This is a genomic window from Martinezella tropici, assembly GCF_003287875.1.
Classification (GTDB): Bacteria; Pseudomonadota; Alphaproteobacteria; order Rhizobiales; family Rhizobiaceae; genus Rhizobium; species Rhizobium tropici_C.
In genome coordinates this window covers 55,854-68,173 of the sequence record NZ_QMKK01000046.1, presented here as the reverse complement: position 1 = coordinate 68,173, position 12,320 = coordinate 55,854, and the positions used below count along the sequence as shown (strand labels likewise).

At 61.6% G+C, this 12,320-nt stretch carries 13 protein-coding genes; 7 read left to right on the top strand and 6 right to left on the bottom strand.

The genetic code is table 11. The features are described from left to right. Window positions 1-591, bottom strand: a complete 591-nt coding sequence (locus DQ393_RS20420) for an NAD(P)H-dependent oxidoreductase (protein ID WP_112343555.1) — start codon at window positions 589-591, stop codon at window positions 1-3. After that, window positions 591-2,204, bottom strand: a complete 1,614-nt coding sequence (gene xseA / locus DQ393_RS20415; protein ID WP_112343554.1) for an exodeoxyribonuclease VII large subunit — start codon at window positions 2,202-2,204, stop codon at window positions 591-593. Before xseA ends, DQ393_RS20420 begins: the two co-directional genes overlap by 1 nt. A 238-nt stretch (window positions 2,205-2,442) precedes the next feature. Between xseA and DQ393_RS20410 the strand changes: the two genes are divergently transcribed. After that, window positions 2,443-2,670, top strand: a complete 228-nt coding sequence (locus DQ393_RS20410) for a homogentisate export protein (protein WP_112343553.1) — start codon at window positions 2,443-2,445, stop codon at window positions 2,668-2,670. 26 nt (window positions 2,671-2,696) lie between these two features. Here DQ393_RS20410 and DQ393_RS20405 read toward each other — a convergent pair whose 3' ends face one another. After that, window positions 2,697-4,535 carry a hypothetical protein gene (locus DQ393_RS20405; protein ID WP_112343825.1) on the bottom strand — a complete coding sequence of 613 codons (1,839 nt, stop codon included), beginning with the start codon at window positions 4,533-4,535 and terminating at the stop codon, window positions 2,697-2,699. 242 nt (window positions 4,536-4,777) lie between these two features. Between DQ393_RS20405 and DQ393_RS20400 the strand changes: the two genes are divergently transcribed. After that, the gene (locus tag DQ393_RS20400) at window positions 4,778-5,791 is read left to right on the top strand and encodes a glycosyltransferase (protein ID WP_112343552.1); all 1,014 of its coding nucleotides are present in this window, start codon (window positions 4,778-4,780) and stop codon (window positions 5,789-5,791) included. Next, window positions 5,788-6,174, top strand: a complete 387-nt coding sequence (locus DQ393_RS20395) for a GtrA family protein (protein WP_112343551.1) — start codon at window positions 5,788-5,790, stop codon at window positions 6,172-6,174. Before DQ393_RS20400 ends, DQ393_RS20395 begins: the two co-directional genes overlap by 4 nt. A gap of 65 nt (window positions 6,175-6,239) precedes the next feature. Here DQ393_RS20395 and DQ393_RS20390 read toward each other — a convergent pair whose 3' ends face one another. Further along, the gene (locus DQ393_RS20390; RefSeq protein ID WP_112343550.1) at window positions 6,240-7,226 is read right to left on the bottom strand and encodes a Gfo/Idh/MocA family protein; all 987 of its coding nucleotides are present in this window, start codon (window positions 7,224-7,226) and stop codon (window positions 6,240-6,242) included. Between the two features lie 317 nt (window positions 7,227-7,543). Between DQ393_RS20390 and DQ393_RS20385 the strand changes: the two genes are divergently transcribed. The 4 genes from DQ393_RS20385 (at window position 7,544) to DQ393_RS20370 (ending at window position 10,621) form a co-directional block, all read left to right on the top strand. After that, window positions 7,544-8,113 carry an isochorismatase family protein gene (locus DQ393_RS20385; RefSeq protein ID WP_112343549.1) on the top strand — a complete coding sequence of 190 codons (570 nt, stop codon included), beginning with the start codon at window positions 7,544-7,546 and terminating at the stop codon, window positions 8,111-8,113. Continuing rightward, window positions 8,110-9,108 (top strand): GlxA family transcriptional regulator, encoded by a 999-nt coding sequence (locus DQ393_RS20380; RefSeq protein WP_112343548.1) that lies wholly within the window; start codon window positions 8,110-8,112, stop codon window positions 9,106-9,108. Before DQ393_RS20385 ends, DQ393_RS20380 begins: the two co-directional genes overlap by 4 nt. 104 nt (window positions 9,109-9,212) lie before the next feature. Further along, the gene (locus DQ393_RS20375; protein WP_112343547.1) at window positions 9,213-10,163 is read left to right on the top strand and encodes an aldo/keto reductase; all 951 of its coding nucleotides are present in this window, start codon (window positions 9,213-9,215) and stop codon (window positions 10,161-10,163) included. Between the two features lie 14 nt (window positions 10,164-10,177). Next, on the top strand, window positions 10,178-10,621 hold the full coding sequence (locus DQ393_RS20370) for a GNAT family N-acetyltransferase (protein WP_112343546.1): 444 nt from the start codon (window positions 10,178-10,180) through the stop codon (window positions 10,619-10,621). Here the strand turns inward: DQ393_RS20370 and DQ393_RS20365 are convergent. Next, the gene (locus DQ393_RS20365; protein WP_112343545.1) at window positions 10,611-11,228 is read right to left on the bottom strand and encodes a hypothetical protein; all 618 of its coding nucleotides are present in this window, start codon (window positions 11,226-11,228) and stop codon (window positions 10,611-10,613) included. The two genes, DQ393_RS20370 and DQ393_RS20365, sit on opposite strands and share 11 nt — an antisense overlap. Window positions 11,229-11,373: 145 nt before the next feature. Continuing rightward, window positions 11,374-12,267 carry a LysR family transcriptional regulator gene (locus DQ393_RS20360; protein WP_112343544.1) on the bottom strand — a complete coding sequence of 298 codons (894 nt, stop codon included), beginning with the start codon at window positions 12,265-12,267 and terminating at the stop codon, window positions 11,374-11,376. Window positions 12,268-12,320: the final 53 nt, after the last annotated feature.

The window sequence follows — 12,320 nt, the reverse complement described above, 5'->3', positions numbered from 1 at the left end:
TCAGATCGCGGCCAGCGCCTTCCTGATCCGGGCGAGATGCGTCTTGCGTCCGGCTTCGCTCACGCGGTCCATGTCGTGCAGGGCCAGCATACGGAAATTCAGCCGCTTGGCACAGAAGGCGGCAATGCCCCGCTTCAATAGGCGCCGCACCGGATTGCCCATGTAGAGATGCACGATCCACCAAGGCGAGCCGGTCGTCGTCAGCGCCCAGAACAGGCGGATATTGGTGAGCTTCGGCACGATGCGCCCGCCGGCGGGATCATGGGTGAAGGCAACGCCGGGCGCAAAGGCGCGATCGAAGAAGCCCTTGAGGATCGCCGGAAAATTGAACCACCATTGCGGAAAGACGAGGATCAGCCCCTCGGCCGCTCGCAGCCGCGCGACGATGGCATCGACGCCGGTGGTATCATAGGGCTGGTCGAAATAACCGCGCCGCTCGGCTTCGGACAGACGCGGATCGAAGCCTTCGCGATAGAGATCGAGCAGATCGACCTCGTGCCCGCCGGCAGCAAGCGTCTCCTGCGCAGCCTTCGCCACGGCGGCGGCGAAGCTGTCCTCCAGCGGATGGGCCAGCACCAGCAGGATGCGCATCAGAAGAGGCTTCCCTGTTTCGGCGGAACAGCGGGCTCGGTCGGCTTGGGCGCCCGCTTCTTCGCAGGCGGAGCGCCTGATGCTGATGAAGATAGCGGCGGGGAGGCATCATCGCCGGTAACCGCGGCGATGCGACCATCCGCGAATTCGATCGAGATGGCTGCACCCGTCGAAAGGGCCGCCGCCAGCGAGACCGGACGGTCATCTTCGTCACGCACGACGGCATAGCCGCGCTTCAGGACATTCTTGTAGGAGAGCGACTGCAGGATCCGCTCCTGCGCCGTAAGCTCGCTGCGCGCTCGGGTCAGCTGATGGCGGATAGCGGTATCGGCGTGGCGAACGAGATTGCCGAGGCGGTCGCGAGCCCTGCCCGTCTGCGCTTCGAGACGCGATGGCAACGTGGCGAAGACGGCATCGGCCCGTTCGATACGGGCACGCGAACGGTCGAGCATGCGCTCGATGGTCCGCTCCGCGCGGGTCATTCGTTCGCTCAATTGCTGGCGGCGCTCAGCGATCCGGTTCGACAGGATATCGGGGCGGAGGTGCGAGGCCGTGCGCTCGAAAGAGCGGCGCTTGTTCAGCGTGTTCAACTCCAATCCGCGGCCAAGGCCGGCGGCGGCCTCATCGAAGCGCCGGCGCGGCAGGGCCAGGATCTGGTCGAGCGATGGCAGGGCGCGCAACAGCGCGCGGACGGCCTGTCGTCGCTGGTCCATCTGTCTCGTCATTCCGCCCTGCAGCCGGGCGGCAAGGCTGGCAAGCTGCGCATCCAGCTCGGCTTTGACCGGAACGGCCATTTCGGCAGCCCCCGTCGGCGTCGGAGCGCGCACGTCGGCGGCGTAGTCGATCAGCGTCCAATCGGTCTCGTGGCCGACGGCGGAGATCAGCGGGATATCGCTGGCGGCGGCGGCGCGCACCACAGCCTCGTCGTTGAAGCTCCAGAGATCCTCGAGACTGCCGCCCCCGCGCGCAACGATCAGCACGTCAGGACGCGGGATCGGGCCACCGGGCGCAAACTCGTTGAAGCCGCGAATGGCGTTCGCCACCTCGTCGCCCGAGCCATCCCCCTGCACCTTCACCGGCCAGACCAGCACATGCACGGGGAAGCGATCGGAGATGCGATGCAGAATATCGCGAATGACCGCGCCCGTCGGCGAGGTGACGACGCCGATCACCTTGGGCAGGAAAGGCAACCTGCGCTTGCGCGCGGGATCGAAGAGGCCTTCGGCGCCCAGCTTGCGCTTGCGCTCTTCCAAAAGCGCCATCAGTGCGCCCGCACCGGCCGGCTCCAATGTCTCGATGACGATCTGGTATTTCGAAGAGCCCGGGAAGGTCGTCACCTTGCCGGTCGCAATGACTTCCATCCCCTCCTCAGGGCGGAATTTCAGCTTGGAAAATGTGCCTTTCCAGATCACGGCATCGATGCGCGCCCGGTCATCCTTCAGGGAGAAATAGGCGTGCCCAGAGGAATGCGGGCCGCGATAGCCGGAGATTTCTCCACGCACGCGCACCTGGTCGAACGCATTCTCGACCGTGCGTTTGATCGATCCGGATAGTTCCGAGACGGAGTATTCCGTCAGGTTCGAAGGCGAATCATTCTCAAAAAAGCTGCTCATGTCCTCCTTCTACCCGATGTCGCGGTAAATGCGGAGCCTGCTGCGTACTGCTTAAGTCTGAATCGATCGAAAGACAGGATTGTGCGCATACTTGAGGTGTTGCCGCCGCCTTTGCGTGTCCCATAAAGGTCGCGGAGCCTATCGCTTCATCAAGCGTTAACCTTACTGGCAAAGGCTTTCTTAGCCATCCATGCGTAAACCTGTGCAAACTGGTTCTTGGTAAAGAGGATATGGAGCGATGATATTCGCGACCGCCACGATCATCGGAATAGCCGCCGGCCTGCAGCGCTCGACGATCGGCGCGCTGCTCGGCGTGGCACTGGTGAGCATCGCCTTCATGGTCGCCGTCGCCACATCGATCGTTCCGCCGCCGCTGACGACGCTGTTCATCGCACTCGGCGGCTACAATCTCGGCTTCATCGGCTATCTCGTCACCATCGACATGGTGGAACATCGCCGCGCCTGAAGCGCGTGGCTATTTCTCAATTTCACTCAGCTCTGCGGCTTGACGCGAAAGAACTTAACGTCGGAATTGGCTGGTGCCGGAATGGGTTCCAGATAGGTCGGCACATCACCTGCGCTTAGCTGGGCATAGAGGCCCTTGGGAGCACGCTCACTCACAAGCTCCACCTGCGGATCACCCTTGCAGAAGGCAACGATCGTTACCTTTGCGTTGCGCAGAAGCGCTTCCGCCTGCTGTGGCTCCGCCAGTCCGATATGCAGTTCGGTCAGCATTCCGTCGGGATCGCGATGATAGGGGCCGGAGAGGGTGCGATGAGGCGTGAAGCGCAGAAGCGGCGCGCCCATATTGGAGGCGGCGGCAATCACACCGGGCTCGAGATGGGCAATCGGCGCCAGCGCTTCCTTCGAGGCGCAGTTGGCGGTCTCCTCCGCTTTGGTGGGTTGAGTGACGGTAAAACCATGGACGCCCCCCTTGCCTGCCAAGGCGCCGCCAACGGCCCAGACCGCCGGAACCGAAGCCAACACCGCCATCACATAAAGCAGCGCCGAACGCAGGCTTCTTGTGTCGGCCATGTAGTTTTGTCGCAATTCTGCAAGCAGAAGGACGAGCGGCGGAATGGCGAGCAGATTGGCGAATTCGGCTCCCCGCACCTGTACCAGCGTAATCACCCAGTTGATGGCGACCAGAGCCATCAGCACCGCGTGCAGAGCCGATCGGTCGCCTCGCAAGATGCGGAATGCACACACGAGTATCGCCAGGAAGCCCGTCGCATAGAAGACGCCGAGCGTATCCGGCTCAATGCGGGCCATCGAAAAGATCGATTGCGCTTCGGTCACCCTGCTGAGCCAGAGATCCACCAGCATCGGGTCCAGATCGGCAAGCGGATTGCGCAGGCATTGCGGCGCCAGCGCGATGGCGGTGGCAAACACGAACGCGCCGTTGGCGAGCAAAACCGCGATGCGCCATGGCCGGGGCAGACGGCTGGCAAAGAGCGCCGACAGGAGGAGCCCCACGCAGCCGGCACTGGTGATGGCATAGAAGCCAAGCGAGAGATTGTCGCAGGTAATCGTCGAATAGAGGCGCGGCGACACCAGCGAGAAAAAGGCGGCGCTGACGGCAATCGTCAGCGTCAAAGCAAAGGCCTTGGCAGCAGGAGCGAAGTCTTCGCCCTTCCAAGCCCACAGGCAGGCGACCGACATGCAGGCGACTGCGACGAAGGGTGTGGTTTCCGCACCGATGCCGAGCTGGATCGCAAGAGCGATGGCGGCGATGGCGAAGTTGCGTGGCCGATAGCTCTCATCGGTGAGCATGGCGACCGTGAGGGCGACAAGGCCGAGCTGGACATTGTCGTGATCGATGGAGCCCGGCACGAAGCGCGGCGAGATGAGCACGGACAGCGAGGTCAGGATCAGCGAGAAATGCATGCCTTCCACGCCGGCGATGCGGCGGCCTGCAAGGCCCATGAAGAACATCAGCGGCAGGATCAGCACAAGCGGCCAGACGGTCAGCGCCGCCGCTTCGGCTCCTTCCGGAGAGAAGAACATCCGGAAGAAGAGGATCAGGCTTGCAATCGGCAGGTCGATGAAGCGCGACCAGTGCATCAGTGTCCCGCCTTCGAGGCCGAGACGATATTGCATCACGTCGAACCAGCCCTGACCGGCGAGGAAATCCCGCACTTCGACAAGGCGCATCGCATCGTCGTTGTCGGGACCGACGTAGTCCGTGAGGTGACGATGAACGACGAGCTGCGCGATGATGACGACGACGGCATAGATGAGCGCAACCAGGGCAGGATGGGACCAGTGCCGTGGCACCGCCTTCCCTGCCGCTCCGGCTGCTTCGGGCGGCATTGCCAAGCTCTGCGCCATCTCGATGAACCCCATGCTGGAATTATAGTCGAGGCGATACGCTAGCGGCTGCACATCAAAAAACAGTAAAGCGCCGGTGAGCCGCCGAATTCATCACGATAATGTTTTTCGCAGAGCTAGGGTGCCGCCATTTTTATTACGCAACCATAGGGTCTTATTAACAGCCAGCGGGATAAGCTCTCATCCGGATCGTCCATCAGGCCCCAACTTGACTTTACGCGTAGGAACAACCGGCCAAGACCATGTGGAATGAGAAGCTGAGCATCGCTGTTCTTCTGCCCTGCTATAACGAGGCCGCGACGATCGGCGACGTCGTGCGCGGTTTCCGCAAGGCGCTGCCGCAGGCGACGGTCTACGTCTACGACAACAATTCGACCGATGGCACCGCATTGCATGCGATGCTCGCAGGCGCGACCGTCGTGCGCGAGCGCCGCCAGGGCAAGGGACATGTGGTGCGGCGCATGTTCGCCGATATCGAGGCCGACATCTATGTCATGGCCGATGGCGACGGCACCTATGCGCCCGAGGACGCCGAAGAGCTGATCCGCACGCTGCTGACGGAAGGCTCCGATATGGTCGTCGGTACCCGTCGCAACGTTCAGAGCGATGCCGGGCGTCAAGGCCATGCCTTCGGCAACCGCATCTTCAACTGGCTCTATCGCACCATTTTCGGTGCCGACTTCACCGATATTTTCTCCGGCTACCGCGCCTTCTCGCGCCGCTTTATCAAGAGTTTCCCGGCCGTGTCGGGCGGTTTCGAGATCGAGACCGAAATGTCTGTCCATGCCTCGCGGCTGAAGCTGCCCGTCAGCGAACTGGAGCTCGACTACGGCCGGCGGCCGGAAGGCTCGCATTCGAAGCTTTCCACCTTCCGCGACGGCTGGAAAATCCTCTGGATGTTCGCGATGCTGATGAAGGAAACGCGGCCATTCGCCTTCTTCGGCATCCTGAGCGCCGTTGCCATGGAGCTCAGTATCGGCTTCTCCATCCCGGTCTTCATCGAGTATTTCGATACCGGACAGGTATTGCGCGTGCCGACCTGGATACTCTCCATGGTACTGACAATGATCGCCTTCATGCTGTTCACGGCCGGTCTGATCCTCGATTCGGTCGCCCGCGCCCGCGCCGAACAGCTGCGCATCCACTATATGAGCCTCGCCAAGCCCGCCGCGCGTGAAAACGGCGACGACCGGACGGTCTATATGGCGGAGCTTGAAAAACCGGCAAGCCGGAAGAAAAGGGCCAAGGCTGCATGAAGAAGCTCTTTCGCTTCCTGATCGCCGGCAGCGTCGGCTTCGTCGTCGATGCCGGCGTGCTGCATCTGCTGCTGTGGTTCACGCCCTTCGGCCCCTTCGTCGGCCGTGCCATTTCGATCCCGAGTGCGCTGCTTGCCACCTGGTTTATCAACCGCAACTTCACCTTCGGCCGGTCCGACCGGTCGCTGGCGGCCGAAGGCTTCCGCTATGGTTCGGTCGGCCTGACCTCGGCACTCTTGAACTATGCCCTGTTCAGCTCGTTGCTGATGGCAGAGCCGGCGCTGCGGCCGATCATCGCCCTGACGCTGGCATCGGCGGCGGCAACGGCGTTCAGCTTCTTCGGCTATTCACGCTTCGTCTTCCGCCACCGGCAAAATTCCTGAGGCAATTCCAGGAAAGTGCGCAGCGGTTTTCCGTCCGGAATTGCGTCATGAAATGAGGACCGCCCTCAGACCGGCTCCCACCCATCCTTCTCGCTGGCGCGGTAGATGGCGTCGATGACCTTCTGGTTGAGCTTCGAGCTTTCCAGTGACACGACCTCCGCGCCTTGACCAAGCGCAGCAGAAGCGAAGGCCTCCGCCTCGCGCCTGTACTGCCGGCTGTCCGGGAAACGGAAAATCTGCGATTCCGAATGGCCGCGATTGGTCAGCTCCAACTCTTCCGCGCCGTAACGATCGGCATTGAAGGGTGATTTCACCTCGATGAAGCCTTCCGTGCCATGGAAGACCATGACCTGCCGGTTGGCCATCTGCGTCGAGATATAGAAGGTCAGTTCGAAATCGCCGAAGTCTGCCTTGACGCTGGAATAGATGTCAGTGCCGAATTCCGGGTCGCGCTCCGTCACCGCCTGGAGGCGCAGCGGTTCGCGGCCGGTGACGAAACGGGTGCTGATCGTCGGATAGACGCCGATATCCGGCAGGCCACCGCCGCCAAGCGCGGGGATATTGCGCATGTTGCCGGCATCGCGGTTGAAATAGGTGAAGGCGCCCTGGATGTGACGCAGCCGGCCGATGGCGCCGTCCGCCAGCAGCGAGCGAACCTTCCGCCAGACCGGCGCATAGGTGACCATATAGGCTTCCGTCACCAGAACCTTGTTGCGATCACGCGCGGCGATCAGGCTGTCGATCTCATCCGCCTTGAGGGCGATCGGCTTTTCGCACAGCACATGCTTGCCGGCATCGGCAGCCTTGACCGTCCATTCGACATGTTGCGAAGTCGGCAGGGGAATATAGACGGCATCGATCGTGTCGGAGGCGAGCATCTCTTCATAGGAACCGAAAGCATGCGGCACGGAGAAGCGGTCTGCCATCTGCCGGGCGCGGGCGAGATCACGGCTGGCGATGGCCGTCACAACGCAGTTTTCCGCGTCCTGAATGGCGGGGACGACCAGATCGCGGCCGATTTTGGCCGTCGATAGAATTCCGAAACGCAGCATGATCTCTCTCCTGAAGCATTGTCCCGAAGCAGACGGCCGCATGGCGATGATCGCAACACGGCCTTTCCGGCGGGATCCTTTGTGAACACGGTGGGGTAAAGCGGAACGGGGCATTCCGCTCTGGACGAAATCGACGCCAATCTTATTCGGCCCTTGCCAAAGGCGCAACGCCCGAGGCGGCCCGCAGGCACGAACCCAAGGGCATAAGGACCATCAAGCTGTGTCCGTATTTGTCCCTTTTCTGTCTGCCAGATGGCTTTCGAAGCTTTCAAGCGACGCCTAATCTCGGCTATCCTTCAAGCACAGGAGATACGAAAATGTCCCATGCGGATACCGCACTGCTCGTCATCGATGTCCAGGAATCCTTTCGCCAGCGTCCCTATTGGAGAACGGACGACCTGCCGGTCTTTACCGACCGCCTGCAGGCGCTGATCAATGGCGCCAAGGCGAAAGGCATTCCCATCGTCCAGATTTTCCATGTCGAGGATAACGACGCGCATTTCAGCCTGAACAGCGGCTATGTGCGCAAGCTCGATGAGATCTCGCTCGAGGCCGATGCCGTCTTCCACAAACGCCGCCATTCGGCACTCGTCGGCTCCGGCCTCGATGTCTGGCTGGTGGCAAACGGCATCCGCAAGGTGATCGTCTCGGGTATCCGTACCGAGCAGTGCTGCGAGACGACGACCCGGCACGCCTCCGATCTCGGCTATGAGGTCGACTATGTCACCGAGGCGACGCTGACCTTTCCGATGACGCATGCCTCGGGCACGGTCTTCAGCGCCGACGATATCAAGAAGCGCAGCGAGCTGGTGCTATCGGGCCGTTTCGCCCGTATCGCAACGGTCGAAGAGGCGCTCGCCGATGCAACGATCCGGAATGCCGCATGACCCAAAGCGACCGCCACCTCCATCGGCGGATCATTCCCGTCTACGTCCTCCTGCCGCCCTATACGCTGCTGATGGACGTAGCCGGACCGGTGGAGGTGCTGCGCCGTGCCAATATCGAACAGGACGACGTCCTGTTCGACTATCAATTCATCGCTGCCCAGCCATCGCAGACGACTTCGGTCGGGCTGACGCTTGCCGATCTCAAACCATTGCCGGATCACATTCCCGATGGCGCCTATGTCATCCTGTCCGGCAGCGTCACGCCGCCCGACGATGCCGAGGATATAGAGCCGGAACTCGCCACGCTCGCGACCTGGCTGAACGGGGCGATCCGTCCGGGCATCACCCTCGTCACCATCTGCTCCGGAGCCGTGCTCGCCGCCCGCGCCGGGCTGATGGACGGCTATGCCTGCACCACACATGCCGCCTGTCTCGACGAAGTCAGGGAATTTGCTCCGACGGCCAGGGTTCTCGACAACCGGCTCTACGTCGAAGACCGCGATCGCTATTCGAGCGCCGGCATCACCACAGGCACCGACCTGATGCTGCACCTCGCCTCCAAGCTGACTTCACCGATGACCGCTCTGACCATTGCCCGGCACATGGTCGTCTATATGCGCAGGACCGGCGCCGAGCCGCAGCTTTCGCCCTGGCTCAGCGGCCGCAACCATGTTCACCCTGCCATCCATCGCGTTCAGGATGCGATCATGGCCGATCCGGCCCATGGCTGGTCGCTTGCCGAGCTTGCCGGCATCGGCGCAATGAGTGCACGACATATTTCGCGGCTGTTCCAGGAGCATGCCGGCCTGTCGGTGACGGCCTATGTCAATCTGATGCGCGTGACGCTGGCGCGCGACGTGCTTGCCAATTCGCGGCTGGATATGGAGCGCGTGGCGGAAAAATCCGGCTTCGCCTCGCCGCGGCATATGCGGCGCGTCTGGTCGAAATACAACGCGCTGCCGCCCAGCCACTATCGGCGCTCAACGGCGGAATAAAGAAATTGTGTGTGGTCTTCGCCGCGAAAGGCCGATAGCCTGCCTTGTCCCTTCCTCCGGCGTCCGCTCGCCGGTCTATCTTTCAAATGACCTGGAGAAATAGCATGGACACGCGCAAGCTTGGACGAACCGATCTGTTTGTCGCCCCCATCGTTTTCGGCGGCAACGTGTTCGGCTGGACGGCCGATGAGAAAACCTCCTATGCACTGCTCGACGCCTTCTTCGACGCCGGCTTCAACACGATCGACACGGCCGACGTCTATTCCCGCTGGGTTCCGGGCAATAAGGGCGGCGATTCCGAGGAGATCATCGGCAAGTGGCTGAAGCAGGGCCGCGTTTCGCGCGACAAGGCCATCATCATCACCAAGGTCGGATCGGAGATGGGGCCAGGCAAGAAGGGCCTCAAGGCCGGCTATATCATCGAGGCCGCCGAGGCTTCGCTGAAGCGGCTGCAGACCGATCACATCGACCTTTATCTCTCGCACTGGCCGGACCCCGAGACGCCGCATGAGGAGTCGCTCGCCGCCTATGCCAAGCTGAAGGAACAGGGCAAGATCCGCCATGTCGGCTGCTCGAACCTTGATGCAACGCAGCTCCAGGCTTCGCTCAGTGCTGCTGCAAAGGCCGGCCTGCCGCGCTACGACGTGCTGCAGCCCGAATATAATCTCTACGCTCGTGACAGTTTCGAAGGACCGCTGGCGGATCTCTGCCTCAAGGAAGAGATCGGCGTCATCACCTATTTCAGCCTTGCGGCCGGCTTCCTGACCGGCAAGTACCGCACCAAGGCGGATACGGAGGGACGGGCACGCGAGAATCGGGTTGCCGCCTATCTCGACGACAAGGGCCTGCGGATTCTCGCAGCGCTCGACAAGATCGCGGCTGAAACCGGCGCCAAGCCCGCCGAGATCGCGCTTGCCTGGCTCTTGCGCAAACGCGGCGTCACCGCTCCGATCGCCAGCGCCACTAGCCTCAGTCAGCTTGACGCGCTCATCAATTCGGCGAAGCTCTCGCTTTCCGATGATGCCATGCGCCTGCTTGACGAAGCCGGCAAGTAAACGGAGGCTGGCCGATGACCGTGACGATCCGAGACGCCAGACCTGACGACGAAGCGCGCTGGCGTGCGCTGTGGGACGGCTATCTGGCCTTCTACGGCGTCAGCGTCGCGCCAGACATCACCGATGCGACGTGGCGCCGGGTCTTCGATCCGGCGTCGGCGATCTTCATGCGCGTGGCCGAGGTCGATGGCGAAGTGAAGGGCTTTACCCTCAGCCTCACGCATGAGGGCACATGGGTGCGCGCGCCCGACTGCTATCTGGAAGACCTGTTCGTCGATGAAAGTGCCAGAGGCCACGGCGTCGGCCGGGCGCTGCTCGACGATCTCGTCGCGCTCTGCAAGAAAAACGGCTGGGCGCGGCTCTATTGGCACACGGAAGAAGGCAATACGACCGCCCGCAAGCTTTACGACAGCTATGTCGAGAGCGACGGGCATATTCGCTACCGCATCAGCTTCTAAGCTTCGGAAAGCCTTCGTAATGGGCGGAATGGTCGCCCTCCCAGTTGGCCATGCCCGGCTTGGTCAGCATGCCGCGCGGGCTGACAAAGCTCTGAATGGTCCGCTTGGGTCGCTCGTGCCACTGGATGTTGAAAGCCCAGAGCTTCGGGAAGAAGCAGAGCGATGCATAGGGTAGATGGTCGTGGATCCACCAGGCGAGCCTCTGCCAATCGCCCTCATGACTGTGATGATCGATCAGCCAAGGCACGACGATGCAGACGGCCGCGCCCATGCAGCCGTCGAGATCGCGCATATCCCAGATGTGGTGCGCGGCGGTATGGGGATTGGTCGAGCAGTTCAACCCATTCCTGTTGCCGAAGGCGTTGACTTCGGGCGAACGGTAGCCGGAGCGGATATGTAGCCGGCCAAATGTCGCCTCCAGCGGCTCCAGCAATTCCTCGCAGAGCTTGCGGCCCGTCTCGATCGCCAGATCCGGGTCTTCCGGAATGTTGGGGATGCGATAGAAATCCGCGATTTCCGAATGCAGGAAATCGCGAAAGAAGAAGTTCTTCGACAGCCTGACACGGCCGAGATCCTCAAGCCCCTTCATCGATCCCGGTTTTCTCATCGTTGCTATCCCTTCCTGAAACCATTCGGTCAATCGAGACGAGTTTTGGCATCACCGCCACCCGATTTCTGTCAGCAGTCGCTTCGTTCCCTTACTTTGCGCGATTCCGGACGAAAAACCGCTGCGCACTTTTCCTGAAATCGCTTTAAGGCCCGGTATATTTGAAGAAATCAATGAAGGCTCTGAGCGCCGGGCGCATCTGGCGGCGGCTCGGATAATAGATGCAAAAGCCCGGATAGGGCGGACACCAGTCTTCGAGCACGCGGATGAGCTTGCCTTCGGCCAGTTCCTGCTGCACGCGAATATCGAAGAGATAGGCAAGGCCGGCGCCATTGAGGGCAGCCAAAACGCCGAGCCGATCCTCGATCACGATCAGGGGACCGTCAACGGCAACGACCAGCTCGCGCCCATCCTTCTCGAACTCCCAGCGATAAATCGAGCCATCGGTAAATCGCCGCTTGATGCAGCGATGATGGACGAGATCGCGCGGATGCAGCGGCTTCGGATGCTTCTCGAAATAGGCAGGCGACCCCGCAATGACTGTGCGTATATCCGGCGAGATCTTCACCGCGATCATGTCGCCTTCGATGCTTTCCGCCAGCCGGATGCCGGCATCATAGCCTTCCTTGACGATATTGCTGAAGCCGTCCTCGTTGGCGATTTCGAGCGTGATATCGGGATAGGTATTGAGGAAATCACCGATACGCGGGGCCATCAGCAGATCGGAAGCGAAGCGAGGGGCGGTGATGCGCAGCGTCCCCGCGGGACGGCCGCGGGTCGCAAGCGTGTCCTCCAGCGCGATATCGATTTCCTCCAGTGCCGGCCCCAGCCTTTGCAATAGCGCCTGCCCCTCCTCAGTCGGCAGCACGCTGCGCGTGGTGCGGGCAAGCAGCCGCACGCCGAGGCTTTCCTCAAGGCTGGACACGGCGTGGCTGACTGCCGATGGCGCGATCGACAATTCCTTGCCGGCAGCACGGAAGCTGCGATGGGCGGCGACGGCGGCAAAAACCGCAAGCTGAGAGAGGTGTGTTCTGTTCATTGATCTAAATTATAGAACAACCTGTAAGGATTTGCATGGATTTTCATTCATTG